This window comes from Frigidibacter sp. SD6-1, assembly GCF_030143255.1.
Classification (GTDB): Bacteria; Pseudomonadota; Alphaproteobacteria; order Rhodobacterales; family Rhodobacteraceae; genus TMP-24.
On the sequence record NZ_JARJNR010000002.1, the window covers coordinates 100778 to 127775 of the forward strand.

26 protein-coding genes are annotated in these 26998 nt (G+C 66.9%); 5 read left to right on the forward strand and 21 right to left on the reverse strand.

Annotation, left to right across the window (positions count from 1 at the left end):
• Positions 1-51 precede the first annotated feature (51 nt).
• Positions 52-1362, reverse strand: coding sequence for a LysM peptidoglycan-binding domain-containing protein (locus P0645_RS04980; protein WP_284163470.1), 1311 nt, complete (start codon positions 1360-1362; stop codon positions 52-54).
• 144 nt (positions 1363-1506) lie between these two features.
• On the opposite strand from P0645_RS04980, the gene P0645_RS04985 reads away from it, so the two are divergent.
• Positions 1507-2067, forward strand: coding sequence for an LOG family protein (locus tag P0645_RS04985; RefSeq protein ID WP_284163471.1), 561 nt, complete (start codon positions 1507-1509; stop codon positions 2065-2067).
• A gap of 3 nt (positions 2068-2070) precedes the next feature.
• Here the strand turns inward: P0645_RS04985 and P0645_RS04990 are convergent, their stop codons facing one another.
• The 8 genes from P0645_RS04990 to P0645_RS05025 form a co-directional block, all read right to left on the reverse strand.
• Positions 2071-3108, reverse strand: coding sequence for a TraB/GumN family protein (locus P0645_RS04990; protein WP_284163472.1), 1038 nt, complete (start codon positions 3106-3108; stop codon positions 2071-2073).
• Positions 3108-4004: a metallophosphoesterase gene (locus P0645_RS04995; protein ID WP_284163473.1), complete on the reverse strand. Its 897-nt coding sequence runs from the start codon at positions 4002-4004 to the stop codon at positions 3108-3110. Before P0645_RS04995 ends, P0645_RS04990 begins: the two co-directional genes overlap by 1 nt.
• 1 nt (position 4005) lies before the next feature.
• A complete protein-coding gene (locus P0645_RS05000) occupies positions 4006-4608 on the reverse strand; it encodes a superoxide dismutase (protein ID WP_284163474.1) in 603 nt (200 codons plus the stop codon).
• A 100-nt stretch (positions 4609-4708) separates the two neighbouring features.
• Positions 4709-5110, reverse strand: a complete 402-nt coding sequence (locus tag P0645_RS05005; RefSeq protein WP_284163475.1) for a hypothetical protein — start codon at positions 5108-5110, stop codon at positions 4709-4711.
• Between the two features lie 104 nt (positions 5111-5214).
• On the reverse strand, positions 5215-5769 hold the full coding sequence (locus P0645_RS05010) for a sarcosine oxidase subunit gamma (protein ID WP_284163476.1): 555 nt from the start codon (positions 5767-5769) through the stop codon (positions 5215-5217).
• Entirely contained in the window at positions 5762-8737 is a 2976-nt protein-coding gene (locus P0645_RS05015) for a sarcosine oxidase subunit alpha family protein (protein ID WP_284163477.1), read from the reverse strand. Before P0645_RS05015 ends, P0645_RS05010 begins: the two co-directional genes overlap by 8 nt.
• A 130-nt stretch (positions 8738-8867) precedes the next feature.
• Positions 8868-9191: a sarcosine oxidase subunit delta gene (locus tag P0645_RS05020; RefSeq protein WP_284163478.1), complete on the reverse strand. Its 324-nt coding sequence runs from the start codon at positions 9189-9191 to the stop codon at positions 8868-8870.
• Between the two features lie 428 nt (positions 9192-9619).
• A complete protein-coding gene (locus tag P0645_RS05025) occupies positions 9620-10864 on the reverse strand; it encodes a sarcosine oxidase subunit beta family protein (RefSeq protein ID WP_284163758.1) in 1245 nt (414 codons plus the stop codon).
• 197 nt (positions 10865-11061) lie between these two features.
• On the opposite strand from P0645_RS05025, the gene ccmI reads away from it, so the two are divergent.
• From ccmI to P0645_RS05040, 3 genes are read left to right on the forward strand one after another with little or no spacing between them, the layout of a single operon-like run.
• Positions 11062-12267, forward strand: a complete 1206-nt coding sequence (ccmI, locus tag P0645_RS05030; RefSeq protein WP_284163479.1) for a c-type cytochrome biogenesis protein CcmI — start codon at positions 11062-11064, stop codon at positions 12265-12267.
• Positions 12264-12737, forward strand: coding sequence for a Holliday junction resolvase RuvX (ruvX, locus tag P0645_RS05035; RefSeq protein ID WP_284163480.1), 474 nt, complete (start codon positions 12264-12266; stop codon positions 12735-12737). Before ccmI ends, ruvX begins: the two co-directional genes overlap by 4 nt.
• Before the next feature lies 1 nt (position 12738).
• The gene (locus P0645_RS05040) at positions 12739-12990 is read left to right on the forward strand and encodes a DUF1289 domain-containing protein (protein ID WP_284163481.1); all 252 of its coding nucleotides are present in this window, start codon (positions 12739-12741) and stop codon (positions 12988-12990) included.
• Between the two features lie 86 nt (positions 12991-13076).
• Here the strand turns inward: P0645_RS05040 and P0645_RS05045 are convergent, their stop codons facing one another.
• From P0645_RS05045 to coaBC, 12 genes are all read right to left on the reverse strand, one after another.
• Positions 13077-13895 carry a sulfite exporter TauE/SafE family protein gene (locus tag P0645_RS05045; protein ID WP_284163482.1) on the reverse strand — a complete coding sequence of 273 codons (819 nt, stop codon included), beginning with the start codon at positions 13893-13895 and terminating at the stop codon, positions 13077-13079.
• Between the two features lie 67 nt (positions 13896-13962).
• On the reverse strand, positions 13963-14955 hold the full coding sequence (gene dusA, locus P0645_RS05050) for a tRNA dihydrouridine(20/20a) synthase DusA (protein ID WP_284163483.1): 993 nt from the start codon (positions 14953-14955) through the stop codon (positions 13963-13965).
• A gap of 89 nt (positions 14956-15044) precedes the next feature.
• Positions 15045-15377 carry a carboxymuconolactone decarboxylase family protein gene (locus P0645_RS05055; RefSeq protein WP_284163484.1) on the reverse strand — a complete coding sequence of 111 codons (333 nt, stop codon included), beginning with the start codon at positions 15375-15377 and terminating at the stop codon, positions 15045-15047.
• 102 nt (positions 15378-15479) lie between these two features.
• Positions 15480-16874 carry a multicopper oxidase family protein gene (locus P0645_RS05060; RefSeq protein ID WP_284163485.1) on the reverse strand — a complete coding sequence of 465 codons (1395 nt, stop codon included), beginning with the start codon at positions 16872-16874 and terminating at the stop codon, positions 15480-15482.
• Positions 16875-17004: 130 nt separating this feature from the next.
• A complete protein-coding gene (locus P0645_RS05065) occupies positions 17005-17781 on the reverse strand; it encodes a glycoside hydrolase family 25 protein (protein WP_284163486.1) in 777 nt (258 codons plus the stop codon).
• 44 nt (positions 17782-17825) lie between these two features.
• Complete coding sequence (locus tag P0645_RS05070) at positions 17826-18899, reverse strand: NAD(P)/FAD-dependent oxidoreductase (protein WP_284163487.1); 1074 nt, start codon at positions 18897-18899, stop codon at positions 17826-17828.
• A gap of 459 nt (positions 18900-19358) precedes the next feature.
• On the reverse strand, positions 19359-21383 hold the full coding sequence (locus tag P0645_RS05075; protein ID WP_284163488.1) for a M3 family metallopeptidase: 2025 nt from the start codon (positions 21381-21383) through the stop codon (positions 19359-19361).
• Positions 21384-21465: 82 nt separating this feature from the next.
• Positions 21466-22263: an amino acid ABC transporter permease gene (locus P0645_RS05080; RefSeq protein ID WP_284163489.1), complete on the reverse strand. Its 798-nt coding sequence runs from the start codon at positions 22261-22263 to the stop codon at positions 21466-21468.
• A gap of 37 nt (positions 22264-22300) precedes the next feature.
• Entirely contained in the window at positions 22301-23083 is a 783-nt protein-coding gene (locus P0645_RS05085) for a transporter substrate-binding domain-containing protein (RefSeq protein ID WP_284163490.1), read from the reverse strand.
• A gap of 74 nt (positions 23084-23157) precedes the next feature.
• Positions 23158-24198, reverse strand: coding sequence for a HesA/MoeB/ThiF family protein (locus P0645_RS05090; protein WP_284163491.1), 1041 nt, complete (start codon positions 24196-24198; stop codon positions 23158-23160).
• Positions 24195-24674 carry a dUTP diphosphatase gene (gene dut, locus P0645_RS05095; protein WP_284163492.1) on the reverse strand — a complete coding sequence of 160 codons (480 nt, stop codon included), beginning with the start codon at positions 24672-24674 and terminating at the stop codon, positions 24195-24197. Before dut ends, P0645_RS05090 begins: the two co-directional genes overlap by 4 nt.
• Before the next feature lie 41 nt (positions 24675-24715).
• Positions 24716-25912 carry a bifunctional phosphopantothenoylcysteine decarboxylase/phosphopantothenate--cysteine ligase CoaBC gene (gene coaBC, locus P0645_RS05100; protein ID WP_284163493.1) on the reverse strand — a complete coding sequence of 399 codons (1197 nt, stop codon included), beginning with the start codon at positions 25910-25912 and terminating at the stop codon, positions 24716-24718.
• 165 nt (positions 25913-26077) lie between these two features.
• On the opposite strand from coaBC, the gene P0645_RS05105 reads away from it, so the two are divergent.
• Complete coding sequence (locus P0645_RS05105; protein WP_284163494.1) at positions 26078-26956, forward strand: glutathione S-transferase; 879 nt, start codon at positions 26078-26080, stop codon at positions 26954-26956.
• Positions 26957-26998: the final 42 nt, after the last annotated feature.

Below are 26998 nucleotides of genomic sequence, written 5' to 3' on the forward strand. Positions count from 1 at the left end.
GAGGGCAGAGCCCTCCCGGCGGGTCGGCCCGCCTCTGGCGGGACGAAACAGTCAGCCGCCGTCGGCCGGAACCGTGAAGACCTGACCGGGATAGATCAGGTCGGGATCGCGGATCTGGTCCTTGTTGGCCTCATACACCCGGACATAAAGCACGCCGTCGCCGTAGTTCTCGCGCGCTATCTGCCAGAGCGTGAAGCCGGGCTGGACGGTGACGCGCACCTCGGTCACCGGTGGCGGCGCGGCGGGCGCCGGTTCGGCTGGCGCCTCGGTGGCAACCGATGCCGTCGCAGGGGCGGGCGCCTCGGCCGGGGCCTCCGGCGCGGGCGGCTCCGCCGAGGCATCTGCGCCCGCCGGAGCCTCGGGCACATCGGTCGCGGCAGCGACCTTGGCGGGCGCCTCGCGCTGGAACGGCAGTTCCAGCCGTGAGGTCACCTTGCCCGTCCCGTCGATCTGGTCGATGCGCAGATCATGCACGCCCGCGTCGATCCCCGACATCTTGACCCGCCATTTGCCCTTGTCCGAGACCGGCGCGGTCACCTGAAAGTCATTGTCCACATAGATGCGCACGAACTGGCCCGCCTCGCCACGACCGGCGATGTCGACATTGCCGATCACGTCATAACCAACCGTGTCGAGGATGACCCCCTGGACCGGCATTTCGGGCGTGAGCTTCGTCACACCCTCGGCATCGGCGACCAGCACATCCACACTGCCCGCGCCCGATTCGGTCGCCTCGGCCACCGTCGTTTCGGTTCCAGGCTGTTCGGCGGCAGGTTCGGCCGGTGGTTCGGTGGCACCCGGCGCTTCGGCGACGGCGGCCGGCGCGGCCTCAGGCGTCGGTTCGAGGATCACGCTCGCGGCAGAGGCGATCTGCGTGCCGTCGGGCAGCACGGACATCAGCGTCAGCACACGCGGCTTTTCCGAAGGCCCGAGCGACAGGAACGCGGCGAACTTGCCCTGGGTGTCGGCGTCCGCCGTCCCTGCTGCAGTGGCATCGACCATGACCTCGACCCGCGCACCGGGCTCCGCCGCGCCCGCGACCAGAACGGTTCCATCCGTCTCCGCGCGCACGGTATCGAAACTGGGCGCGACCTTCACCGCCTCCGGGGCGGCGGCGGTTTCCTCTGCGTTCTCCTCGACCGGTTGCGCCTCGGTCGCGGTCTGCTCGGTGGCGGTCTGCTCGGTGGCGGTCTGCTCGGTGGCGGTCTGCTCGGTGGCGGGAGGGTCGGCGACCGGCGCCTCCGGTTGCCGCTGAAGCGCAAAGAGCCAGACGAGCGCGCCCACCCCAAGCCCGGCCGCCGCGCCGATCAGCCATCCCCAGCCGCCAAAGCGCGATCCGCCCGCGCCGTTTCCGTCCGTCATCGATCCGTCTCCCCTGTCAACCGGCCGGGGGTTCGTCCGCCCCCGCTCCAAACGCCCCCGGCCAAACGCCAGCCCGGCGCTTGAGCAAGACTAGCAACGCCGCTATCAGGGGTCAAAGCGGCCTTCCGCCGATCCGGAAATCTCATGCCCCCTGTTGCAAAATCCGTCTGCGTCTATTGCGGCTCCCGTTTCGGCGCCAATCCTCGCTACAGGGCCGATGCGGATGCGGTCGGGCGGATGCTCGCCCGGAAGGGCTGGCGGCTCGTCTATGGCGCGGGCGACGTGGGCCTGATGGGCGAGGTCGCACGCGCCGCCCAGACGGCGGGCGGCGAGACGTTCGGCGTCATCCCCACCCATCTTCTGGCGCGCGAAGTGGGCAAGCGCGATCTCTCAAGTTTCGTCGTCACCGAGACGATGCACGAACGCAAGAAGGTCATGTTCATGAATGCCGATGCGGTCGTGGTGCTGCCCGGCGGCGGCGGGTCGCTGGACGAGTTCTTCGAGGTGCTGACATGGCGCCAGCTCGGACTGCATGAGAAGCCGATCTTCATCCTCAACAGCGCCGGTTACTGGGACCCGCTTCTTTCGCTCATCGACCGGATCGTCGCGGAAGGGTTCGCGGATGCGAGCCTGAAGGGCTTCGTGACCGTCGTCGCCGATCCCGGGGCGCTAGAGGCCGCGCTCTCGAACGCGCTTGGGAGCTGAGCGTCAGTCCGCCTCGCCCCTGACGGCGACCCGTTCGACCCTGTACCCTGCCTCCCGCAGCCGCGCGACCAGCCCGGTTTCACCCGGCAGGTGAAAGGCCCCCACGGCAACCAGCGCCCCGCCCGGCGCCAGGAATTTCTGCATCCGTCGCAGGAACAGGTCGTTCCGCTCGCCAATCAGATAGCCGTCGGCGCGGGCCAGGAGCGTTGCGGCAGCGTCCGCGCCGAAGACACCGGACAGATAGCGCCGGTTCCATTCCATCAGCTCGCCGATACGGCCCTCGCGGTAGAGCCGGAACGCCAGGGCGCGGGCCTCGCTGAACCCTTCCGGGTTGAGATAGGCGCCCTGGATCAGGACGATGGCCTGTGCCGTCTCCCGCCGGTCGGGCTGGCTCAGCTCGACCGGCAGCGCATCCCAGCTTTCCAGCGCGCCGACCTCCGCCCCCGCTTCGACGGCGGAAAGAAGAAGCCGGTGGTCCTGCACCGGCAGGGCGCCCGCCGCGAAATCCTCGCAAGGGTCCGTCATCAGATAGGAAGCGAGGCCTGCGTCGCTCAGGGCATCAAAGGCCTCGGCGCCATGGAATATCCCCGCGATCCGCGCTTCGACCCAGGCCCGCTCCGCCCCGTCGAGATAGGGCTTGCCATAGGGCATATGTTCGGGCGCGAGCCAGAGACCCGCCTGCAGGAAACGCTCTTCAAGCTCGGTCCGGCTTTTCGCGCGCGGGTCGGATTCGAGGACGATTGTGCGCGCCGCGTCGAGAACGGCCTCAAGCTCGGGCGGCAGGTCGAGGATCGCGGGATCGGACGAATGGAGCGTGCCCCAAAGATGCGATACCGCACCTTCGGGCGTCGTGATGCGCCAGAGCCGCCCCTGCCCGTTCGGTATGAGTGCGGCGGCCTCGGCAACTGCGCCCGCCTCTGGCGAAACGGCGGTTTCCTGCGTGGCGACCCGGCAGGTTTCGGGGGTGATCCAGTCTTGCGCGACGGCAGCTGAAAACCGGCTGGCGACCACAAGACAAAGGAAAACTCGACCAAGCCGCATCATTGCCCCGACGACACTTCAACCAAGGTGATTTCCGGCATCGCGCCGAAGCGGACCGGCAGGATCGAACAGCCGATGCCGCCGGAGACGACCAGATCGCGTCCATCCTCGCGGACGTGACCATAGGCATAGCGGTTTCCATAGCGCGAGGGAACGACGGGCGACCAGCCGAAGAACCGCACCTGCCCGCCGTGGGTATGGCCCGAGAGCGTAAGGCAGACGCGACCGGGCACCTTCGGGAATATGTCGGGCTCGTGCGCCAGAAGGATGACCGGCGCATCGTCGGTCACCTGCGCGAGCGTGCCGTCCAGATCGTCGAGCCCGCGAAACTGGCCCCTGCCGATCCCGATGGCAAGCTGATCCTCCAGCCCGGCGAGCCAGAAATCGCCACCTTCGCGCGCGATCCTTACGGCCCGGTTGGACAGAACCGGAATCCCCGCCGCCTCGAGCTCCGTACCGGCGATGGTCGGGCCGTGGCCGCGCCGCTGTGCCCCCCGGTCGTCCCACCAGTCGTGATTGCCAAGGATCGCATGGACACCCAGGGGCGCCTTGAGGCCGGCCAGAACGCGTGCTGTCTCCGCAACAGGTATCTTCGCCGTCACAAAGTGATGACCTGCAGCCAGGTCGCCCAGCACCACGATCATGTCGGCGCCAAGCGCATTGGTCCGGGCGACGATCCGCTCAAGCCGCGCCAGGCTGACGAAAGGCTCGCCCATATGCAGATCGGCAAGTATGGCGACCTTCAGCGGCGCGCCCCGCCAGCCGACGGGCGACAGCGACCAGCGGCGCACGCGCAACCGCAGCGCCGGTTCGATGAAAAACCCGTAGGCCGCAACGAAAAGGCCCGCCAGGACGGTTCCCAGCAGGCCCTTCAGAAGCGTTCGCCGCGTGATCACGTCAGAGGCGCGAGGCGACGTTTTCCCAGTTCACCAGCTTGTCAAGGAAGTTCGTGAGGTAAGCGGGGCGCTTGTTGCGGAAGTCGATGTAGTAGGAATGTTCCCACACGTCACAGCCCAGAAGCGCGGTCTGGCCGAAGCACAGCGGATTGACGCCGTTCTCGGTCTTGGTGACCTTCAAGGCGCCGTCCTTGTCCTTGACCAGCCAGCACCAGCCCGAACCGAACTGGCCCGCACCAGCCGCCGCAAAATCGTCCTTGAACTTCTGGACGGACCCGAACGACTCGGTCAGCGCCTTTTCCAGATCGCCCGGCATCTTCTTCGCCTCGCCCGGCCCCATCATCTCCCAGAACTGGTTGTGGTTCCAATGCTGGCTGGCATTGTTGAAGATGCCGTTCTGGGCGACCGCCCCGGCAGAGTAGGTGCCGCGCACGATATCCTCAAGCGACTTGCCTTCCCACTCGGTCCCGGCGATCAGCTTGTTGCCGTTGTCGACATAGGCCTTGTGGTGCAGGTCGTGGTGATATTCCAGCGTTTCCTTCGACATGCCGAGGGATGCCAGCGCATCGTGGGCATAGGGAAGATCGGGAAGGGTGAAGGCCATGGGTCTATCCTTTCGCGCGTGAGTCATTGCCCCGGCACTAAGGGCCGGGGGAGAGTAAAGGTCAAGTCCGGGAGGGGCCGGATGGTTCCCTTGCGCCGTGTTATTCGACCTTGCAGGTCCCAAAGCCGCTGGTCGAATCGCCGTAGCCGAAACTCACGGTGGCATGGGCCTCGCGCGATGCCTTGATGATCGACAGCTTCACGCGCACGCGCGGAATGTTCGGTCCCTCGGTCGAGGCGATATTCTCGAAGTTCCAGGCAAAGGTCGTGCGTTTTGCATTATCGGCCACAATCTGCGCGGGGATGGGCTTGCCATAATAGTGCTTGATATAGGGATCGATCGCCATGGCTTCGCCCTTCGCGGCGTCATGCTCGATCAGGATGATCTCGGGAATGACGTCATTGCTGCCGCCCACCTTCATGTGACACTCGTAATTCGCAGCCATTGCCGCGCCGCCGCTGATCACCGCGCCGACAAAGGCAACCACGACCATCCTCACCATTCTCGCCTCCAGCAGATTTCACTCGCCGAGTGGTTTCACGGCCAGGGAAGACGGTCAACCGGAAAGAATCTTCGCCCGGACAGAAAAGTCCCTGCGACAGCGGCTCAGCAGATCTCGCTGCCGGGCCGCGCCGATAGCTCGAGTGCGCCGAAGACATAGCCCGCGACCGACCGGAAGGAGACGAGCGTGAATTCGTCCGTCTCCGATTTCCACAGCGCCGCCGCAACCTGCGCGGCGCGCGTCCGGCGCAGTTCGCCGTCCGCGAGGGTCGCGATATCGACGGGGCAAAGCTTCATCAGCACCTGATCCGCCTTCGCGCCCTTCACCCGGAACATGGCACGGGCGTCAGAGACGTCGGCCACCAGATGATGCTCGCCGTCCAGGGCCTTGGTCAGGGCCTCGACGGTCGCGCGCGCGTCCGCATAGGGCACGAGAATGAGAAGCTCATCGGGGCTCATCCAGCCCGCGCCCTTGTCGCCCTTAATGGCAATTCGGCGCTGGGCGGGCACATCGACGCCCGTCGCGGCCTTGACCGCCTTCTTCAGCTTGGCCGACTTAAGGTCCCCCCTGAGCGTGATCATGCCCTGAAGCCCGGCCTCGGATACCGTGGCGAAACCGCTGGAGCTTTTGCCGTTAAGTGCGCTGACAGCCTCAGACATTCTGCTTCGCCCCTTCCTTGTCGTAGAAGACCTGATCGACGATCCGCGCCTTGATGACCTTGCCGCCGTCGGCCGGGAAATCGATCACCTCGCCCATCCGGTCGGGCCCGTGTTTGACCAGACCCATCGCGATGCCTTTCTTCAGCGTCGGCGAATAGTAGGTCGAGGTGACGCGGCCCTGCACATTGCGCTGACCGTTGGCGTTCACGCCATCGGCCACCGCATAGACACCATCCGGCAGCACCGAACCATCGAGCGTTTCCAGCCCCACCAGCTTCCAGCGGTCGGGCGAGGCCATGTGGCTGCGTTCCTGCGCGCGCTTGCCGAGGTAATCGGCCTTCTTCTTGGAAATCGCCCAGTTCAGGTTCAGGTCCTGCGGGATCACCGTCCCATCAGTCTCATCCCCGATCATGATGAAGCCCTTCTCGGCCCGCATGATATGCATGGCCTCGGTGCCATAGGGCATAACGCCGAATTCCTCGCCCGCCGCGATCAGCGCCTTCCAGAGGGCAAGCCCTTCGGAAGCCGGGACAGCGATTTCGTAGGAAAGCTCCCCTGAGAAGGAGATGCGGTAGATCCGTGCGCGGAGGCCGCCGAGCAAGCCTTCGCGCCATTCCATCGCGGGTAGGCCCTCGGCCGAGACATCCATGCCGCCGAGCTTTTCCAGAACCTTGCGCGCGTTCGGCCCGGCGACGGCGATCTGGGCATATTCCTCGGTCACATTGGCGGTATAGACCTTCCAGTCCCACCATTCGCATTGCAACCAGTCTTCCATCCAGCCGTGGATGCGGTCGGCCCCGCCGGAGGTCGTGTGGCACAGCCAGGTATCCTCTGACAGGCGCACGACGACGCCGTCATCCGACAGGAAGCCGTTTTCGTTGCACATGAGCCCATAGCGGCATTTGCCGACCGGCAGGGTCGACATGACACCGGTATAGAGCATGTCGAGGAAGCGGCCCGCGTCCGATCCCTTGACGATGAGCTTGCCGAGGGTGGAGGCATCGAGCATGCCCACCTTGCTCCGCGCATTCACGATCTCGCGGTTTACGGCATCATGCACGCTCTCGCCCGGGCGCTGGTAGCAGTAGGTCCGCCGCCAGAGGCCCACCGGTTCGAAATAGGCGCCGTTCGCCCCATGCCATTCGTCCATCGGGGTCTTGCGCAGCGGCTGGAAGATATCGCCGCGTGCCTCGCCCGCGATCGCCCCCATCGAAATCGGCGTGTAGGGCGGACGGAAGGTGGTGGTGCCGGTCTGGGGAATCGCCTGGCTGAGCGCATCCGAAAGCACCGCCAAGCCGTTGATGTTCGAGAGTTTCCCCTGATCGGTCGCCATGCCGAGCGTCGTGTAGCGCTTGGTATGCTCGACCGAGTGGTAACCCTCGCGCGCGGCCAGTTGAACGTCGGAGACCTTCACATCGTTCTGATAGTCGAGCCACATCTTCATCTTCAGCTGCGGCCCCGCGCCCTGCGGCATGATCCAGACGGGCTCCAGCGGCGCCTCGGCAACCGTGTTGGTCTTCGCGGCCTTGCCGCCGATCTGGCTGGCGACATCCGCCAGCACCTCGTCCGCCGTCAGCGCGCCGTTGGCGCTACCCACGGCCGTCACCATCGCCTCGCCCTGGTCGCCGGTCGGCGGCTTCGCCGCATCCGGGCGGAACATCGCGCGGGCATCGTCCCAGATGAGCTTGCCGCCGCAATGCGACCAGAGATGGACGACCGGCGACCAGCCGCCCGACATGGCAACCGCATCGCAGGTGATGGCCTCGATCTCGCCCCCCTCGCCCGCCTGGGTACATACGGAAACGCCGGTAACCCGTTTTGATCCCTTCACTTTCGCGATCCCGCGGCCTTCGAGCACCCGGATGCCCTTGGCCCGCACGGCGTCAGGCAGCGCGCCCTTGACCGAAGTGCGGGCGTCGATGACGGCCACCACGATCAGCCCCGCATCGGCGAGCGCCAGCGCAGTGCGATAGGCGTCGTCATTGTTCGTGACCACGACGGTGCGGTCGCCGGGGCTGACCGCCCAGTTCACCACATAATCGCGGACCGCACCCGCCAGCATCACGCCGGGAATATCGTTGCCCGCGAAAGAGAGGGGGCGCTCGATCGCACCCGTCGCCGTCACCACATGGCCCGCGCGGATGCGCCACAGCCGGTGGCGCGGGCGCCCGTCGCCGGGAGTATGGTCGGCGATGCGTTCGTAGGCCAGAAGGTAGCCGTGATCGTAAAGGCCCGAGGCCATGGTGCGCAGGCGCAGCGTGACATTCGCCATCTTGCCAAGGGCTTCGACGGTCTTCTTCACCCATTCGTCGGCGGGCTTGCCGTCGATCTCGACCCCGTCGACCGGCGCGCGGCCACCCCACTGGGCGGTCTGTTCGATCAGCAATACCCGCTTGCCCTCCTTGCCCGCCTGCAGGGCGGCGGCCAGACCTGCGATGCCACCGCCGACGATGACCAGATCGGCGAAGCCATAGGCATATTCATAACGGTCGGCGTCGCGGTCCTGCGGCACCTTGCCGAGGCCCGCCGAGCGGCGGATCACCGGCTCGAACAGATGTTTCCAGGCGAAACGCGGGAACATGAAGGTCTTGTAGTAGAAGCCCCCCGGCAGGAAGCGGCCGAACGTGTTGTTGATGGCGCCCACGTCGAACTCGAGGCTCGGCCAGTGGTTCTGGCTGGCGGCCGAGGCGCCTTCGAAAAGCTCGGTAGTGGTCACCCGCTGGTTCGGTTCGAACCGGCTGCCCTCGCCAAGCCCGACAAGCGCGTTCGGCTCCTCCGCCCCGGAGGCCACCAGCCCGCGCGGGCGGTGGTACTTGAACGACCGGCCGAGCAGCATCTGGTCGGCGCCGAGAAGCGCCGAAGCAAGCGTGTCGCCCCGGTAGCCCTGCATCCGGCGGCCGTTGAAGGTGAAGTTGAGGGGCTTCGTCCGGTCGATCAGACGGCCGCCCCTGGCAAGACGGGTGCTCATATCGTGGCCTCGTCGGAAGTGATTGAAAGTGTGCCGCCCGATATACGCGCCCCGGACTTGATCCGGGGCCTCGTGTCGAGGCAGAGGCCCCGGATCAAGTCCGGGGCGCGGGGCGTGCGGGGCGGAAAGCTCACTTGTAGCCCCCCCAAGTGGGGCGCTTGGCCTTGATGCGGGCCTGCAACTCGGCGGGCGGCTCGGAGGTCTGGGCCGGATAGGTACCGAAGACTTCGAGCGTGGCCGTGCAGCGCGCGGCGAGGAACCATTTGCCGCAGCCGTAGCTGTGGCGCCAGCGTTCGAAATGCACGCCCTTGGGGTTCTTGCGCATGAACATGTAGCCGTCGAAATCCTCGTCCGACGAGCCCGGCCCGAACCGCTTCAGATGCGCCTCGCCACCGGCCTGCAGTTCGGTTTCCTCGGCCTTCACGCCGCAGTAGGGGCATTCAAGGGTTAGCATTTATTCGTCCCTCAAGAAGGTGAGCACGATTGGCACGGCGCGATCGTAATCACTGAACCAGGAAAACGACAAAGTCAGCGTGTCGGCGTCTGGTGCATATGCCAAATTCGCGCGAAGATTGTAGTGAAGAGGCCGTGAAGGCGGGAACTCCACTGGCTCGGCGAGTGACAGCTCATTGCTTGAGGCTTTGTAGCCCCATTTCCCGCGCAGCGACTCTGGAAATTCATTTGAACCAGGATTTGCCCGCCACTCAAACCGGCCGTTGCTTCGCAATTCCAGCCGCGCCCCGACTAAAGCCGGACTCTCGGTTGAAGCTATGCAGGTCCATTTCCCGACAAGGTCAGCTCTGACTTCACCCAGTTTGAGGGGCAAACTACATCCGGCCAGCAAAGCGACCGATCCTACAACAAATTCACGGCGAGAACCCATCAATGCGCCACCCCGGCCGCGACGCTTTCGTCGATGAACTTCCCTTCCCGGAAGCGGTACATGGAAAATTCCTCGGTCAGCGGCGAATGCCCCCGGGCCATCAGTTCGGCCATGGCCCAGCCCGAGCCCGGGATGGCCTTGAAGCCCCCCGTCCCCCAGCCGCAGTTGACGAAGAGGCCCTCGACCGGCGTCTTCGACAGGATGGGCGAGCGGTCGCCGGTCATGTCGACGATGCCGCCCCACTGGCGCAGCATCTTCAGGCGCGAGATCATCGGGAAGGTCTCGATCAGTGCCCGCACCGTTTCCTCAACATGGTGGAAGCTGCCCCGCTGGGTATAGTTGTTGAACCCGTCGGTGCCGCCGCCGATCACCATCTCGCCCTTGTCGGACTGCGACATGTAGCCATGCACGGTGTTGGCCATCACCACCACATCCATGCAGGGTTTTATCGGCTCGGAAACCAGCGCCTGAAGCGCGAGAGATTCAATCGGCAGGCGGAAGCCCGCCATGTCGGCCAGCACCGACGAATGGCCCGCCGCCACGAGGCCAAGCTTGCCGCAGCCGATGAAGCCCTTGGTCGTCTCGACGCCCGTGACCTTGCCGCCCTCGCGGCGGATGCCGGTCACTTCGGTCTGCTGGATGATGTCCATGCCCATGGCCGAGCAGGCCCGCGCATAGCCCCAGGCGACCGCATCGTGCCGTGCCGTGCCGCCGCGCGCCTGATAAAGCGCGCCGAGGACGGGGTAGCGGGGGCCGCCCAGGTTGATGATCGGCACGAGTTCCTTGACCCGCGCAGGCTCGATCCATTCGGTCGCCACGCCCTGCAGGTTGTTGGCATAGACCGTGCGGCGGTAGCCGCGCACCTCGTGATGGGTCTGGGCGAGCATGAGGAGGCCACGGGGGCTGAACATCACGTTGTAGTTCAGGTCCTGTGAGAGGTCTTCGAAGAGCGACCGGGCCTTTTCATAGATCGCCGCCGACGGGTCCTGCAGGTAGTTCGAGCGGATGATCGTGGTGTTGCGGCCCGTGTTGCCGCCGCCGAGCCAGCCTTTCTCGATCACCGCGACATTGGTGATGCCGTAATTCTTGCCGAGGTAATAGGCGGTGGCGAGGCCATGGCCACCGGCGCCGACGATCACCACGTCATAGGCGGGCTTCGGCGCGGGGGATTTCCACGCTTCCTCCCAGTTCTGGTGATAGCTCATCGCCTCGCGGGCGATGGCGAAAGCCGAATAGCGCTTCATGGCTCTGGTGATCGACATGGGGGGCCCGAATCCTTCCCGGCGGTCATGTGCCGCCTTCCCGTCTCACATGGAATGACGCAGGTTTTGCCTCAGGCTGGCAAACGTCGCAATTGAGAAATTTGCGACATTTGCGACATGAAACCGCAGGCGGGGCCGAGAACGGCCTTTCCGGCTTTCAGGCCGGGCCGGAAAGCCCTATGTGGGATACGAAAGGTGAAGGTGGCATGGTCTTCTGGCTCATCGCGGCGGCCCTCGCGGCCCTGATCCCGGCGGCGCTGTGGCGCGCGGCGCAGCGCGTGCGCCCGGAGGAAGCGCCCGGTACTGCGTCTGATCTTGCGCTCTACAAATCGCAGCTTGGCGAGGTCGACCGCGATCTCGCCCGCGGCACCATCGGCGCCGGGGAAGCCGACGCGCTCAGGCTGGAGATCAAGCGCCGCATCCTCGCCCTCGACCGTCAGGGCGTTGCCGTGGCGGATAACAAGGCAGGCGGCCTTGCCCTGCCGCTTGCGCTGACCGCCCTTGCGATCGCGGGGGCGGCGGGCCTGTATCTCAGGCTCGGCGTCCCGACCTACCCCGACCTGCCCCATGCGGCGCGCATCGCGAAGGCCGAAGCGCTGAAGGCCGCGCGGCCGACGCAGGAGGCGGCCGAGGCGGAAGCGGCGAAGGCCCGCCCGCCCGCGCCCGCGCCCGATCCGCAATATGCCAGCCTGATGGACCAGCTGCGCGCGGCGGTGGCGCAACGGCCGGGCGATGTGCAGGGCCTCAGGCTTCTGGCCGAGAACGAGCGCAAGCTTGGCAACCTGCCCGCGGCGGCGCGGGCGGAGGAGCAGCTTGTCGCCGCCCTTGGCGCGAAAGCGACCTCTGCGGATTTCGCAGCACTCGCCGATGCGCTGGTGCTCTCGGCCGGCGGCACGGTGACGGCAGAGGCGGAAGCGGCGGTGGTCGCAAGCCTCGGGGCCGATCCCGCCAACGGCACCGCACGCTTCTATGCAGGTCTCGTCGAGGCGCAGACCGGGCGGCCCGACCGCGCCTTCCCCCTCTGGCGCGACCTTCTGGCCGACAGCCCGGCCGAGGCGCCATGGGTGCCCTTCATCGAGGCGAATATCGAAGGGCTCGCCGCCGCTGCGGGCGTCGATTACCAGCCGGTCAGAAAGACCGCCCCGGCGTTCGACCCCGGTCAGGCCGAGATGATCGCGGGCATGGTCGACGGGCTGGAGGCGCGTCTCAAGGCCGAAGGCGGCAGTGCCGAGGAATGGGCGCAACTGATGCGCGCGCTTGGCGTATTGAAGGAAACTGACCGGGGGCGCGCCGCCTGGGCCTTGGCTCAGGCCGCACTTGCGGGTGATCCCGAAGGGCTGGCCATGGTGCGGGCCGAGGCCGAAGCGGCAGGGGTGGCGGAATGATCGCCGAAGATACCGCCGACTTCGCGCGCCGCCTCGCGCCCTATCGTGCGCTCGCGGGCCTCGATCTGGGCGAGAAGACCATCGGTGTCGCCGTCTCCGACCGCCAGCTCTCGGTCGCTTCGCCGCTCCTGACCATCCGGCGGGTGAAATTCACCGCCGATGCGGCGGCGCTCCTGAAGATCGTGGCCGAGCGCGAAATCGGCGGCATCGTCCTTGGCCTGCCGCGCAACATGGACGGAACGGAGGGCCCGCGCTGCCAGTCGACCCGCGCCTTTGCCCGCAACCTTGAACGGCTGACCGACCTGCCGATCACCTTCTGGGACGAGCGCCTGTCGACCGTTGCCGCCGAACGGGCGCTTCTGGAGGCGGATACGTCACGAAAACGTCGCTCGGAGGTCATCGATCACGTCGCGGCCGGGTTTATCCTGCAAGGAGCGCTCGACAGGATCGGGCATCTTCGACATGGATGAAATGCGCGATCTCCCCGATCAGGTCTGGAAGCGGAACGAAGTGGAAAGCCCCTGCGTGAAGCTATGCACGATCCATCCGACCGAGCGGATCTGCGTCGGCTGCTTCCGCACGATCGACGAGATCGCGGGCTGGAGCCGGATGGAGCCGGAACGGCGCCGCGCGGTGATGGCTGAACTTCCGACCCGTGCGCCGCGCCTGGCACTGCGCCGTGGCGGCCGGGCGGCACGTCTGTCGGCGCGCAGCGGCGACTGATCCGCGAAGGCTCGTCGAAGCCCTTCGGGCACTCCTCGCCTCTCCGACGAGGCACGAAGTGACCGAGGAGGCGCCCGGACCGGACCCTACCAGCCCGCCGCTTTCCTGAGCATGTTGAGCGCAACGATCGCCAGGAAAATCGCGAAGACCCGCTTCAGCGGCGCGGGATCCATCGCATGGGCGAGCTTCACCCCCCAGGGCGTGGTGATCAGCGTCATGGCGATGATCACCGCGAAGGCCGGAAGGTTGACCGCCCCTACCGTATAGGGTGGCGCGCCTTCGACCGATTGCATCAGGAACCCGGCGACCGAGGGCACGGCGATCACCACGCCAAAGCCCGCCGCCGTCGCCACCGCCCGATGGATCGGCACGGCATATAGGCTCATGAGCGGCACGCCGAACGACCCGCCGCCGATGCCCATCAGCACCGACAGGAACCCGACCAGAGGCGACAGCGCCGCCCGCACCGCCCCGACGGGCATCGAAGGCCCGATCCGCCAGTGGCTGCGACCGAGACCGAGGTAGAAGGCGACCACCAGCGCGAGAGTGCCGAAGATCGCCTGCAGGGCGGGCGTGCGCAGTTGCGCGACCGCGAGCACCCCGAAGACCGCGCCCACCGCGATCCCCGGCGCCCAGCCCCTGAGGATCGCCCAGTCGACGGCACCCTTGCGATTATGGGCCAAGACCGACCGTGTCGAGGTCACGATGATCGTGGCAAGCGAGGTGGCGAGACAGACCTGCATAAGGTCCGGCCCGCCATAGCCGAGGGCAGAGAAAGCATAGAAGAAGGCGGGCACCAGGATGATGCCGCCACCCACGCCCAGAAGGCCGGCGATCACCCCGGCGAAGGCGCCGATCGCCGCCAGAAGGACAAGCATCGGCACCAGCTGTTCGGCATGCGGCATCATCTTCTCCCTCTCGCGCCCGGACGTGATAGCCGCCCCGGGGCGGCTTGGCCAGCGGCCAGAGGGGTCAGGCGGGTTCGGACAGGCTCGCAAGTGCCGCGTCGATCACCTCAAGCCCCGCACCGGGCAGGTTCGCCCGTTCCGACAGCATCCGCCGCCAGCCGCGCGCGCCGGGCTGGCCATGGAAGAGGCCCAGCATGTGGCGGGTGATCTGGTGAAGTCGCCCGCCCCTGGCCAGATGCGCGGCGATATAGGGGCGCATCCGGTCCACGACCTCCAGCCGGTCGGGCCCGGGGCCCGCGCCGAAGATCACCTCGTCCGCGCGTCCCAGCAGATCGAATGGTGTGTGATAGGCCGCCCGCCCGATCATTGCGCCATCAAGGCCCTGATCGAGAAACTGCTTGGCCTGCGCCAAACTCGCGATGCCGCCATTGACCGAGATATGAAGCTGCGGACAGGCCCGCTTCATCGCCAGCACGAGCGGATAGTCGAGCGGCGGCACTTCGCGGTTCTCCTTGGGGCTCAGCCCCTGCAGCCAGGCCTTGCGGGCATGGATGGCGAAGCGGGTGACGCCCGCCGCGGCGACCGTCTCGATGAAGGCGGGCAGCACCTCTTCGGGCACCTGATCGTCCACGCCGATCCGGCATTTCACCGTCACCTCGACCGGGCTCGCGGCGATCATCGCCGCGACGCAGTCGGCCACCAGCGCCGGGCGCTCCATCAAGACCGCGCCGAAACAGCCCGACTGCACCCGGTCCGACGGGCAACCGACGTTGAGGTTGATCTCGTCATAGCCGTATCCCGCCGCGATGCGGGTGGCCTCGGCCAGTTCCGCCGGGTCCGAGCCGCCCAGTTGCAGGGCCACCGGATGCTCCGCCGCGTCGAAACCCAGAAGCCGGTCGCGTGGCCCGTGGATGACGGCGGGCGCCGTCACCATCTCGGTATAGAGAAGCGCATGGTGCGATATCTGCCGGTGCAGAAACCGGCAGTGACGGTCGGTCCAGTCCATCATCGGCGCGACGGAAAATGGCGCGGCCCCTCTGGCGGCACTCGCTTGCATCGGGCGGTCTCCTTGGGTCGCGCTCACCTTAGCGGACCCGGAGGCCTCTCTTATCCAAGCGATCGCCGGATTTCCACCCTTCGCGGCTCTCAGGCGGCCAGCTCGTCCCAGCAGGCAAGCGCGTGCGCGGCGTACATGACCGCAGGGCCGCCGCCCATCTGGATCGCCATGGCAAGGACCGACCCCAGCTCCTCACGCGTGGCCCCGGCCTTCATCAGCGCTTCGACATGGAAGTTGATGCAAGGCTCGCAGCGCTGGCTGACGGCGATGCCGAGCGCCACATATTCCTTTTCCTTGACCGAAAGCGGCCCGCCATCCTTGGCCGCTTTCGACAGCGCGCCGAATTCGGCCATCGTTTCGGGAATGAGCTTGTTCAGCCCGCGCAACTCGCCCCGCATCTCGGTGATCTTCGCCTTGTACATCGCCGGTCCTTCTGCCCTTGTTCCGGACTCATCTGGCCCGGCCCGGATGCGCCAGCCTTGACATGGGTCAACACATTCCATTTCCGGAATAAATTCCTGCGCTCAGGCAACCCGGATGAAGCCGGCCAGCCCGCTCTTCTGATGTTCAATCACATGGCAATGAAAGACCCAGTCGCCGGGATTGTCGGCAAGGACGGCGACCTCGGCACTTTCATGGCTGCGCAACAGCACCGTGTCCTGCACCCGGCCGGTCGGGCGACCCTCCGGCCCCAGAAGATGCATGGCCAGCCCGTGCAGATGGATCGGATGGTCGTTCTGCGTCTCGTTCAGCATCCGAAGGACGTAGCTACGCCCCCGCGTCAGAGTGGCGAGCGGACGGCCGGGGCGGGCGGGATCGGGCGGCGCGTCGCCCGCATAGGGGACGCGGTTGATCGACCAGAACCGGTAGGGCACGTCGCCGCAGAAGCCGCCGGTGTCAGGCGCCGTGCCGTCAGGCGACCAGCCGAAGGTGAAATCCAGCCGCTCTGCCCGCGCCAGATCGGGCAGCGGCGTCGGATTGGGCGGCAGCGGCGCAAGACCATCGAGGCTGCGGCCAAGCGGGGCGCCCGTCGCGCGGACCGTCGCAAGGACCTCTGATTTGCCGCTTGTTCGGGCGAAGCTCAGCGCCACCTCCTGCCCCTCTGCCGGCATCAGAAGCGCAAGATCGGCGCGCTGACCGGGCGCGAGGACCAGCGGAACGGGCAGCACTTCGGGGGCGGGCAGCGGCTGGCCGTCGAGCGCGATCAGCGCTGCCTCCGCGCCCGCAAGAGAAAGCTCGTAGACCCGCGTCACATCGGTGACGGCGAGGCGCAGCCGCACGAGACCTCCGGCAGGGGCGGCCAGCACGGGGGCGACCCGCCAGTTCACCGTGCTGACCGTGCCGAGCGTGCCGCCGCGCGCCATGTTGCGGGGCTTGTAAAGCTCGATGAACTGCCCATCGCCCCCAAGGCGGAAATCGCGGATCTGCAAGGCAAGATCAGCGTCGAATGCCTGTGGTTCCGCCTCCTCGACCACGATCAGCCCGGCCAGACCGCGCGCGATCTGTTCAAGCGTGTTGCAATGGGGATGATACCAGTATGTGCCAGCGTCGGGCGGGGTGAAGCGGTAGCGGTAGGTCTCCCCCGCCCCGATCGGCATCTGGGTCAGCCAGGGCACGCCATCCTGATCGACCGGCAGGCGCATCCCGTGCCAATGGACGGTGGTGATCTCCTCCAGCCGGTTCTCGACGAGAATTTCGGCGGGCACACCCTGCCTCAGGCGGATCACCGGCGGCGGCCCCTCAGGCGTGAAACCCATCATGCCTTCGGTCATCCCGCGCCCGGTCAGATCGAAGCGCACCGGGCCGGGCGTCAGAAAAATTGGCCCTGCCGCCCCGCCGCCGACCGCCCGCATAGCCGTAGCCATGGCGCCCGCGGCCATCGCTGTGCCCAGAAGGCGGCGGCGGTTCATCATCGGCATGGTCGGACCCCGGTTGCAGTTACCCTCGCGGCTGCCGCACCGCGCGGCATCCCGCTCGCGGCGTCCGGTGGCTATCGCGACCCTGACACACCCGCCGGCAAGGCGCCAGACCGCGCGACCCTTGGCCGCATCACTGCTGGACGCGCGCGGCAAGCCACGCCTGCCAGTCCGCCTCGGTCCCGGCAAAGGCATTCAGGTCCACCTCTCCCCGGAAACCCGGGGCAAGGCCGGTGCCGGTATATTGCCAGAAGCTCCAGTGATGGCCGTCGTAGACATGGCTCGGGTGCCCCGCGACCGAGCGCAGCCAGAATTCATAGCCTTGCAGCCGCCACATCTCGTTCTCTTCCCAGAAATCGACGGTGGTGTAGATGATCGGCGTCCGGCCGTAATAGGCATGGACGATGGCAAGGAAGGCCGCCGCCTCGGCCCGCACGGCTTCGGCATCCGGGCGCTGCGGGCAGTTGTAGGACCGCGTCCATTCGATATCGAGGACGGGGGGCAGCGTGCCCGCCTCGCGCGGCGCGTGCTGGATGAACCAGGCCGCCTGTTCGGCGCCGGTCCGGCAGAAATAGTAGAAATGATAGGCGCCGCGCGGGATGCCCGCCTGCGCCGCCCCGTACCAGTGCGCCTGAAACTGCGGATCGGCCAGGTCACCGCCCTCGGTCGCCTTGATGAAGGCAAAGCGCACGCCCGCCCCTGCCGCGCGGAACCAGTCGACATCGCCCTGATAGCGCGAGACATCGACGCCATGCACCTCGTAATGCGCGGGAACAGTGCCGCGCCAGGCCCAGGGCTTGGCATCATCGAACTGCTCGGGGATGCCGTAGGGATGGCGACTGCCGCCACCGCAGGCCTGAAGCGCCAGCAGCACCGCAAGCCCGAGGATCGTCTTGAAACTGCTCTTCATTTCTGCCTCGTCTGGCCCGGCTCTTTCCGGCCGGGTCCGGTTGGTTACTGAAAGCGCGCGGGCGCGACTGCCGCCACCACTTCGGCGCCGATCAGGGGCGTTCGCCCCGCGACAAGATCGCCCACCAGGCCGCTGACCCCGGGCGCGCTCTGGAACCCGTAGCCGCCCTGCCCCGCCAGCCAGAAAAATCCGGGGTCGGAGGGCGCAAAGCCGATGACCGGCACCCGGTCGGGCGAAAAGGTCCTCAGCCCCGCCCAGGAGGCGATGAGCCGGGTGACAGGGTCCGTCACCTTCTCCTCGAACCGCGCCAGCCCTTCGGCAAGCACCATGTCATCGGCCCAGGCGTCATGAGGATCGGCGGGATGTTCCTCAGCGGGCGAAACGATCAGCGCGCCCGCGTCAGGTTTGCAATACCAGCTTTCGCCCACGCCGAAGACCATCGGCCAGCGCGACAGATCATGCCCGCCCGGTGCGGGGATCCGCGCCATCGACCGGCGCATCGGCGTGAAGCCCAGCGGCGCGATGCCCGCGAGTTTCGCCACCTCGTCCACCCAGGCACCGGCGGCATTCACCAGAACCCGCCCCTCGTGGTCGCCCTGCGCGGTCGTCACGCGCCAACCATCCGGCAGCCGCACGATCGCCGCTGCGCGGGCCTTGGGCAGAACCTCGGCACCCCGCGCGCGCGCCTCCTTCAGATAGCCCTGAATCAGGAGATCGGTATCGATATCCCAGGCATGGTCCGCCGCCGCTGCATAGGCCACACTGTCGGGGTTGAGGATCGGGAACCGTTCCCGCGCCTCCTCGATCGTCAGATCGTCGAGATTGAAGCCCTTGCGCTCCTTCTCGAACGCCGCGCGCTCATGGGCGCCCGCCAGCACCATCATGCCGCGCGGGCTGAGAATGCCCTCCTTCGCCCGCAGTGCCTCGCCGCTCGCCAGCGACAGGGCAACGATCGGCGGCAGGCCGTAATGCGGCTCGTAAAGCGCCGCCGACCGGCCCGAGGCATGATGGGCAAGTGCCCCCTCCGCCTCAAGAACCGTTACCGTTCCAAGCTTTGACAGTTCCGCCGCCGCCGAGATACCCGCGATGCCGCCGCCGATGATGATGAAGTCACGCATGGCGCGGAAACTGCCATGCGCCCCGGCGATTTGGAAGGGAAAATGCGAAGGGGGAGCGCCCCCCGGCACTCCCCCCCGATCGCCAGAAAACCCGCCGGATTGGTGACGATCTAACCGAGTTTGTCGCGGGTTTTCCGGTACGGACGCGCCTGGCCATCCGGTGGCGCAGCCCCCTGCCACCACCCGATAAGCGCAGAAACGCGAACAGTCCGCATCCGTTTGTCAGCCCCCTAACGGACCCGCCCGCACGGCCACTTACCGCACGAAGCAGGCCCACTCGTCAAACATGACACATTTTCGCCGTAATTGCGGGGCCAAACCGCCCGTGCGCCACATTTCTGCCATAAATTAGCCGAGGGGACGGCGCTGTGAAGCGGCGGCCGACGTTTCCGCACGGCTGACCGACCAATGGCGCTCCAAGGGCGTATCTGAAGCGATATGGGAAACGATGACTGCCTGTCAGGCGACCAGAAGGCCCCGCCCGCGCAACAAGGGCTCCACCCCCGGCATGCGCCCGCGAAACGCCCGATAGAGCGCGACAGGGTCCTGCGACCCTCCGGCAGACAAGACGAAACGCTGCAACCGCGCCGCCGTATCCGGATCGAACGCATCGCCCGTCTCGCGGAAGGCGTCGAACGCGTCGGCATCCATCACTTCCGACCACATGTAGCTGTAATAGCCCGCCGAATAGCCGTCGCCGGAAAAGACATGGGCGAAATGCGGCGTCGCATGGCGCATGCGGATCGCGTGCGGCATGCCGAGCGCCCCCAGAACCTCCGCCTGCCGGGCGATCGGATCGGCGGGCGCGGCGCCCTCGTGAAAGGCCAGATCGACCAGCGCCGAGGCGATATACTCGACCGTCGCAAAACCCTGGTCATAGGTCTGCGCCGCCATCAGCCGGTCGATGAGCGCCTTCGGTATCGCAGCACCCGTCACAGCATGGCGGGCATGGGCTTCCAGCACCTCGGGCACCTCCAGCCAGTGTTCGTAAAGCTGGCTCGGCAGTTCGACGAAATCGCGCGCGACCGAGGTGCCCGCAACCGTCGGATAGGTCACGTCGCTCAGCATCCCGTGAAGCGCATGGCCGAACTCGTGAAACAGCGTCCGCGCATCGTCATAGGACAGAAGTGCCGCCTCCCCCGCCGCCGGTTTGGCGAAATTGCATACATTGACAATGATCGGCCGGACCGCGCCGCCCAGCTTCTTCTGCCCGCGGAAATCCGACATCCAGGCGCCCGACCGTTTCGAGGCGCGGGCGAAATAATCGCCGATGAAGACCGCCACATGTTCGCCCCCGCGCGTCACCTCCCAGGCGCGGGCGTCAGGATGATAGAGCGGCAGATCGAGCGGCCGGAAATCGAGCCCGAAAAGCCGCCGCGCGCAGTCGAATGCCGCCCCGATCATCGCTTCCAGCCCGAGGTAGGGTTTCAGTTCCGCCTCGTCGAGATCGTACTCGGCCTTGCGCCGCTTCTCGGAATAATAGCGCCAGTCCCAGGGCTGCAAGGGCCCGTTGATCCCGTCGGCCTGCATCATCGCGGTCAACACCGCCGCGTCGGCCTCGGCCTTCGCCTTCGCCGGTGCCCAGACCCGCATCAGAAGATCGCGCACCGCGTCGGGCTTGCCCGCCATCTCGGGCTCCAGCTTGTATTCGGCGAAACTCGCATATCCCAAGAGCCGCGCGCGTTCCTCGCGCAGCGCCAGGATTTCCGCCGCCACCGCGCGATTGTCGCTCTCGCCGCCGTTTTCGCCGCGCGCCACCCAGGCGCGGTAAGCGGTCTCGCGCAGGTCGCGCCGGGGCGAGAATTGCAGGAAGGGCGCGATCAGCGAGCGGGAAAGCGTCAAGAGATGCCCCGCCCGCCCCCGCTCTTCCGCCGCCGCCTTCGCCGAGGCCACGACAAAATCCGGCAGGCCCGCCAGATCGCCAGGCTGCAGCTCCATCGTCCAGTCGCGCTCGTCCGCCAGCACATTCTGGCTGAACCGGGTCGACAGGACCGACAGCCGCTCCATCACCTCGGCCATCCGCTTGCGGTCCGCGCCCTCAAGCGCCGCGCCTGCTCTCCGGAACCGCCGGTGATAGAGCGTCAGGACCCGCATCTGCTCGGGCGATAGCCCCAGCGCCTCGCGCGCCTCCCAGAGCGTGGAGATCCGCGACCAGAGCCGCTCGTTCATCGTCACTTCGGTCGAATAGGCCGCAAGCGTCGGCGCAAGCGCCCGCTCCAGGTCCTGCCGGGCCGGGTTGGTATCGGCGCCCGCGAGGTTCCAGAAGACGCCCCCCACCTGTTCCAGGAGCCCCTCGGACAGTTCCAGGGCCTCGATCACATTGGCGAAGGAGGGTTCTGCCGGATCGGCGGCAATCTCCGCCACCCGCGCCCGCGCCGCCGCCAGCGCCGCCTCGAAGGCGGGCGCGAAATGCCCGTCCTCGATCGCCTCGAAAGGCGCGATACCGAACGGGCCCTCGAACGCCGTCACCAAAGGATTGTCCATCACCCGCCCTCGCGCTTGCATCTTCATTCTGGTCCTAAATATCCCCGCCGGAGGCTCCCGCAACCCCCCGCCGCGCGCCACCTCAGGACTTGTCGGCACGAAGCCGCCGCTCGATCCGCCTGAGCACAAGCGAAAGCCCGATGGTCATGGTCAGATAGAGAAGCGCCACCACATTATAGGTCTCGAAATAGCGGAAATTGCCCGCCGCCGCGACCTTGCCAAGCTGGGTGATATCGCCGACACCGAGGACGGAAACCAGCGAGCTGTCCTTCACCATCGCCACGAAATCATTGCCCAGGGGCGGCAGGATCATCCGGAAGGCCTGAGGGAAGGTCACATGACGGAAGCGCTGCCAGCCCGACAGGCCCAAGGCCTTCGCCGCCTCGATCTGGCCCGCGGGCACCGCCTGCAGGCCGGCCCGGAAGACCTCCGCCAGAAAGGCGGAATAGGCCAGCATCAGGGCGATGGTCGCCCGGGCGATCAGCGGAAAATCCCGCGTCCGCGCCAGCGGCAGGCCCAAAGGATCGGCCAGGGCGTTCCAGCCCGCCACCAGCGCGGGTGCCAGTACGAAGGCGACATAAAGCAGCAGCACGATCACCGGCACGCCGCGCATCACCTCGATATACAATCGGGCAATCTGGCGCAGCAGGCGAAAGCGAGACAGTCCCATCACCGCGAGGCCAAGCCCGATCAGGCAGGCCGAGAGATAGGCCACCACCGCGACCGAAATGGTGATCCAGATCCCGCGCGTGAGCGTCCTGAGCGCCGCCGCATAGACCTCGCTCGACAGGACCTGATAGAACAGCCAGGCGCCGGTGACCGCGAGGATCACCAGCCACCAGGGGAAGTCTTCGTCCTGTTTGGGGGAAGGCGCCATCATAAGAGGCCCCGGATCAGGTCCGGGGCCGGGTCTCAGATCATTCGCCCATCTTGTAGTCGAGGAACCATTTCTTGTTCAGCGCCTCGATCGTTCCATCTGCCTTCATGTCGGCGATCGCCGCATTGACCGGGCCGACAAGGTCGGAGCCCTTGGGGAAGATGAAGCCGAAATCTTCGGACGCGAGCGGCGCGCCGATGATCTTCAGCCCGCCGTCCGAGGCCGCGACGATGCCGTTGGCCGCCGTCGAATCCGACAGCGTCAGGTCCACGTCACCCGCCTTCAGCGCCTCAAGCCCCGCGCCGAAGGTCTCGAATTTCACCACGCGCGGATTGTCCTCGTTGCCGTCGAGAATCTCATAGATCGCCGCATAGAAGGGCGAGGTGCCGGGCTGGGCCGAGATCAGCAGATCGGCATTGGCGCCGAAGCTCGCGGCATCGGTGAACCGCTCCTCGTCGCCGCGAACGATCATCAGCATTTCCGAGCGCATGTAGGGGTCGGAGAAATCGACCTTCTCCTTGCGCTCGTCCTTGATGGTGATGCCGGTCATGCCGATGTCATACTGGCCTTCGGACACGGCGGGGATCATCGCGTCCCAGCTGGTGTTCTGGTAGGTCACCACGATGTTCAACCGCTTGGCGATTTCCGCCATCCCGTCATATTCCCAGCCGATCGCGGCGCCAGAGGCGTCGAGGAACTGCAGCGGCGGATAGGCATTTTCCGTCACCACCGTGACCTCGCGGCCACCAAGGTCGGGCGCTTCGGCAAAGGCGGCGGAGGCAGCAAGCGCGGCGGCAGCCGCAATCAGCGAAAGATGTTTCATGGGTCAGGCTCCCTTCACAAGCGTTGGCCGGACGTTAAGCGCGGGCCTTCGGGCTGTCCAGCCGAATGCGGGCCTCAGCCCCCCGCCCGATGGCCGCCGCAGACCGGGCAATCCGCCCGCCGCTTGACCGAAAGCTTGCGGCTCTCGCCCCAGAGCCCGTCCCAGATCAACAGCTCGCCCCTGAGGACCGCGCCCGCTCCGGTGTTCAGCTTCACCGCCTCCAGTGCCATCAGCGATCCCACCACCCCCGGCAAGGGCGCGATCACCCCCGCCTCGGCGCAGGAAGGCGCGAGGCCCGGTGCCGGCCGTTCGGGGAAGACACACTGGTAGCACGGCCCGCCGCGCGCCGGGTCATAAAGCCCGACCTGCCCCTCCCACTGGGTGATCGCGGCGGAAATCAGCGGCTTTCCCGCCGCAACGCAGGCGGCATTCACCAGATAGCGCGTGTCGAAATTGTCGCTGCCGTCGAGGATCAGGTCATAATCGGCGAAAAGCGCCGCCGCTTCCTCCGCCCCGAGCCGCCGGTTGTAGGTCCGGACCGTCACGAACGGGTTCAATGCCTTCATCGCCGCCGCAGCCGAGGCGACCTTGGCCTCGCCGATCCGCGCGTCCGTATGAATGATCTGGCGCTGGAGGTTCGAATTCGACACGATATCGTCGTCGATCACCCCGATCGTACCCACCCCCGCCGCCGCGAGATAGAGAAGCGCGGGCGATCCAAGCCCGCCTGCGCCCACCACCAGCACCTTCGCGGCCTTCAGTTTCTTCTGCCCCGTCCCGCCCACTTCGCGCAGCACGATATGGCGGGCATAGCGGTCAAGCTCGGTCGCGCTGAAGGTGCCCTGTGGCGAAATCGCTGCCGGTCGCACCCGCGCGCGAAGCTGCGCCAGCCCCGCCCGGTAGGCCATGACCAGCGCCGCGATCAGGACAGGCAATGCCCAGGCCCGCCAGTCGCCACCAATCGCCTGCCGAAGCGGATGGTCTTCGGCAAGTATCAGATGCGCAAGGATCCCCGCCCCCCAAAGCACCGCGACCCCGCCCCAGACCAGCCGCTTCGGCAGGCCGAGGACCCAGCCCGCCAGCAAAAGCATCACCACAGGCACAAGAACGATCATCCGCGCCCCGTCGAGCCAAACCCGCCCGTGCCGCGCGCGCTGGCGGACAGCACGTCAGTCAACGCGAACCGCGCCTGCACCACCGGCGCCACGATCAGCTGCGCGATCCGCTCGCCATGCCGGATCACAAAACTCTCCGGCCCGAAATTGATCAGCAGAACCCCGAGCGGCCCGCGATAATCGCTGTCGATCGTGCCCGGCGTATTGGGCAGCGAAATCCCGTGCTTCAACGCAAGCCCAGACCGCGGCCGCACCTGAATCTCATAGCCTTCCGGTATCTCGACCCTGATCCCGGTCGGCACCAGTTTCCGCGCCATCGGTTCCAGCACGAACCCCGCCGCCCGCATCTCGGGCGGCAGGTTGGCGCGCACATCGGCCCCCGCCGCCCCCGCCGTCTCGTAAGACGGCAAAGGCACCGACAGGTCGGCCCAATCCTCGCGCATCACCCCGATCACCGGCACATCGCGCCCTTTCATTCTGGTCCTAAATATCCCCGCCGGAGGCTCCCCCGGCCGCCTCAGGCAAGCGCTTCTGCGATCTTCGCCGCCAGCCGCCGCGCCACTTCGTCCTTCGGCAGCCGCGGCCAGTCCTCGGCGCCCGTGGCCGTGACCAGCGTCACGGCATTCTCCGTCCCGCCCATGATCCCGGTCGCGGGGCGCACGTCATTGGCAACGATCCAGTCGCAGCCCTTGCGCACCCGCTTGGCGGTGGCATGGGTGAGCACGTCATCGGTCTCGGCCGCGAAACCCACCACCAGCTTCGGCCGGTTTTCCTTGTCCTTCGAAAGGCTTGCGAGGATATCAGGGTTTTCCGCGAACGCCAGCGCAGGTGCCTTGCCCGACCCGTCCTTCTTCATCTTGGACGCGCTGGCATTCTCGACCCGCCAGTCGGCCACCGCCGCCGCCATCACCGCCGCATCCGCAGGCAGCGCCTCGCGCACCGCCTCCTCCATCTGCCGCGCCGTCTCGACCGGCACCACATGCACGCCCGACGGCGGCGGCACGCTCGCGGGGCCAGTGACAAAGGTCACCCGCGCGCCCAGATCGCGGAGCGCCGTCGCCAGCGCCGTCCCCTGCGCGCCCGAAGACCGGTTGGCGATATAGCGCACCGGGTCGATCGGCTCGTGCGTCGGCCCCGACGTCACGATCACATGCCGCCCGCGCAAGGGCCCGAGCCCGAGCGCCGCCTGCGCCGCCGCCACGATCTCCAGAGGCTCCGCCATCCGCCCCGGACCATATTCGCCGCAGGCCATGTCGCCCTCGTTCGGACCAGCGAAAAGGATACCGTCGGCATGAAGCTTGGCGATATTGCGCTGGGTCGCGGGATGCAGCCACATCCGCACATTCATCGCGGGCGCCACCAGCACCCTTTTGTCGGTGGCGAGCAACAAGGTCGAGGCCAGATCGTCGGCCAGCCCGGTCGCCATCTTCGCCATCAGATCGGCGGTCGCGGGCGCCACCACCACAAGATCGGCCGACCGGCTGAGCTCGATATGTCCCATCTCCGCCTCGTCGGTCAGATCGAAGAGATGGCGGTAGGCCTTCGTCCCGGCCAGCGCCCCCGCCGACAGGGGCGTCACGAACTCCTCGGCCGCCCGGGTCAGGACCGGCACCACCGCGGCCCCCCGCTCGCGAAAGCGGCGGATGAGATCCAGCGCCTTGTAGGCGGCAATGCCGCCGCCGATGATCAGAAGGATGCGCTTGGCCGCGAGCATCTGGCCCTCCGGGGTTTCTTGGACAGGATTAGGCCGCTGAGGCGCCGATGACAATGGCCCCAGGGCAACGCCAACCATCACCAGCCGTGATGGATTGCCCCACCAAAGAGCGCGTGCCCCGGACATGATCGCTTGCTATGTCGGCACGGATTCAAGGAGGCAGACATGACCTACGACCTCGCCATCGGCGACCGCACCTATTCCAGCTGGTCGCTCCGCGGCTGGCTCTTCTTCGAAAAGTTCGGGCTGCCGGTGAAGGTCCATACCGCCCGGCTCTATAGCGACGAGGTCCGCCGGCTCCTCGAAAGCTTCGCCCCCGCCCGCCTCGTCCCGGCAATGAAGACCCCCGAAGGCGAAGTGGTCGGCGAAAGCATCGCGATCCTCGAAACCCTCGCCGAACGCCACCCCGAAGCCGGCCACTGGCCCACCGATCCCGCAGCGCGGATGATGGCGCGCTATCTGGTGGCCGAGATGCACGCGGGCTTCCGCGACCTGCGCGGCGACTGCCCGATGAATCTCGCGAAAAGCTTCGCGGGCCGCCCGGTCGGCGACGCCGTCCGCGCCGATCTCGGAAGGCTCGAAGACATCTGGTCGCGCGCCCGATCCCGCTTCGGCGCGGACGGCCCCTGGCTCTTCGGCGCCTATTCCGGCGCCGACGCCTTCTTCGCCCCGGTCGCCGCCCGCATCGCCACCTACGACCTGCCCGTCGGACCGGTGGCCCAGGCCTATGTCGCCGCCCATCTCGCCGACCCTTCCTTCCGCCGCTGGCGGGCGATGGGGCTGGCCGAGAATTTCGAACAACCCTCCTACATCCCCTATTACGGCACGGTGGAACGGCCCTGGCCCGGACCGGCGCCCAAGACTGCGACCCTGTCCGATGGCCCTTCGGAAAACGCCGCCTGTTCCTATTCCGGCAAGCCCGTCACCCATTTCCTGAAGATGGACGGCCGCATCTGGGGCTTCTGCAACGCCTTCTGCCGCGACAAGACCCTTCACGACCCCGAAGCCTTCCCGGCCTTCATGGCCATGGTCGCCGGAAGCTGATCCCGCACTCTTTCGTTCACAAATATCCTCGGGGGGAGGCCC

What these genes read in the sequence shown, in the direction of transcription:
- P0645_RS05080 (WP_284163489.1), bottom strand. Translation starts at nt 22,263, where the DNA reads ATGATGGCGCCTTCCCCCAAACAGGACGAAGACTTCCCCTGGTGGCTG.
- dut (WP_284163492.1), bottom strand. Translation starts at nt 24,674, where the DNA reads ATGAAAGGGCGCGATGTGCCGGTGATCGGGGTGATGCGCGAGGATTGG.
- P0645_RS05015 (WP_284163477.1), bottom strand. Translation starts at nt 8,737, where the DNA reads ATGAGCACCCGTCTTGCCAGGGGCGGCCGTCTGATCGACCGGACGAAG.
- P0645_RS05000 (WP_284163474.1), bottom strand. Translation starts at nt 4,608, where the DNA reads ATGGCCTTCACCCTTCCCGATCTTCCCTATGCCCACGATGCGCTGGCA.
- P0645_RS05025 (WP_284163758.1), bottom strand. Translation starts at nt 10,864, where the DNA reads ATGAAGCGCTATTCGGCTTTCGCCATCGCCCGCGAGGCGATGAGCTAT.
- P0645_RS05105 (WP_284163494.1), top strand. Translation starts at nt 26,078, where the DNA reads ATGACCTACGACCTCGCCATCGGCGACCGCACCTATTCCAGCTGGTCG.
- P0645_RS05075 (WP_284163488.1), bottom strand. Translation starts at nt 21,383, where the DNA reads ATGGACAATCCTTTGGTGACGGCGTTCGAGGGCCCGTTCGGTATCGCG.
- P0645_RS05060 (WP_284163485.1), bottom strand. Translation starts at nt 16,874, where the DNA reads ATGCCGATGATGAACCGCCGCCGCCTTCTGGGCACAGCGATGGCCGCG.
- P0645_RS05020 (WP_284163478.1), bottom strand. Translation starts at nt 9,191, where the DNA reads ATGCTAACCCTTGAATGCCCCTACTGCGGCGTGAAGGCCGAGGAAACC.
- P0645_RS05045 (WP_284163482.1), bottom strand. Translation starts at nt 13,895, where the DNA reads ATGCCGCATGCCGAACAGCTGGTGCCGATGCTTGTCCTTCTGGCGGCG.
- P0645_RS05085 (WP_284163490.1), bottom strand. Translation starts at nt 23,083, where the DNA reads ATGAAACATCTTTCGCTGATTGCGGCTGCCGCCGCGCTTGCTGCCTCC.
- P0645_RS05065 (WP_284163486.1), bottom strand. Translation starts at nt 17,781, where the DNA reads ATGAAGAGCAGTTTCAAGACGATCCTCGGGCTTGCGGTGCTGCTGGCG.
- P0645_RS05040 (WP_284163481.1), top strand. Translation starts at nt 12,739, where the DNA reads ATGCGCGATCTCCCCGATCAGGTCTGGAAGCGGAACGAAGTGGAAAGC.
- P0645_RS04980 (WP_284163470.1), bottom strand. Translation starts at nt 1,362, where the DNA reads ATGACGGACGGAAACGGCGCGGGCGGATCGCGCTTTGGCGGCTGGGGA.
- P0645_RS04990 (WP_284163472.1), bottom strand. Translation starts at nt 3,108, where the DNA reads ATGCGGCTTGGTCGAGTTTTCCTTTGTCTTGTGGTCGCCAGCCGGTTT.
- P0645_RS05005 (WP_284163475.1), bottom strand. Translation starts at nt 5,110, where the DNA reads ATGGTGAGGATGGTCGTGGTTGCCTTTGTCGGCGCGGTGATCAGCGGC.
- ccmI (WP_284163479.1), top strand. Translation starts at nt 11,062, where the DNA reads ATGTGGGATACGAAAGGTGAAGGTGGCATGGTCTTCTGGCTCATCGCG.
- P0645_RS05090 (WP_284163491.1), bottom strand. Translation starts at nt 24,198, where the DNA reads ATGATCGTTCTTGTGCCTGTGGTGATGCTTTTGCTGGCGGGCTGGGTC.
- P0645_RS05055 (WP_284163484.1), bottom strand. Translation starts at nt 15,377, where the DNA reads ATGTACAAGGCGAAGATCACCGAGATGCGGGGCGAGTTGCGCGGGCTG.
- dusA (WP_284163483.1), bottom strand. Translation starts at nt 14,955, where the DNA reads ATGCAAGCGAGTGCCGCCAGAGGGGCCGCGCCATTTTCCGTCGCGCCG.
- P0645_RS05070 (WP_284163487.1), bottom strand. Translation starts at nt 18,899, where the DNA reads ATGCGTGACTTCATCATCATCGGCGGCGGCATCGCGGGTATCTCGGCG.
- P0645_RS05010 (WP_284163476.1), bottom strand. Translation starts at nt 5,769, where the DNA reads ATGTCTGAGGCTGTCAGCGCACTTAACGGCAAAAGCTCCAGCGGTTTC.
- ruvX (WP_284163480.1), top strand. Translation starts at nt 12,264, where the DNA reads ATGATCGCCGAAGATACCGCCGACTTCGCGCGCCGCCTCGCGCCCTAT.
- coaBC (WP_284163493.1), bottom strand. Translation starts at nt 25,912, where the DNA reads ATGCTCGCGGCCAAGCGCATCCTTCTGATCATCGGCGGCGGCATTGCC.
- P0645_RS04985 (WP_284163471.1), top strand. Translation starts at nt 1,507, where the DNA reads ATGCCCCCTGTTGCAAAATCCGTCTGCGTCTATTGCGGCTCCCGTTTC.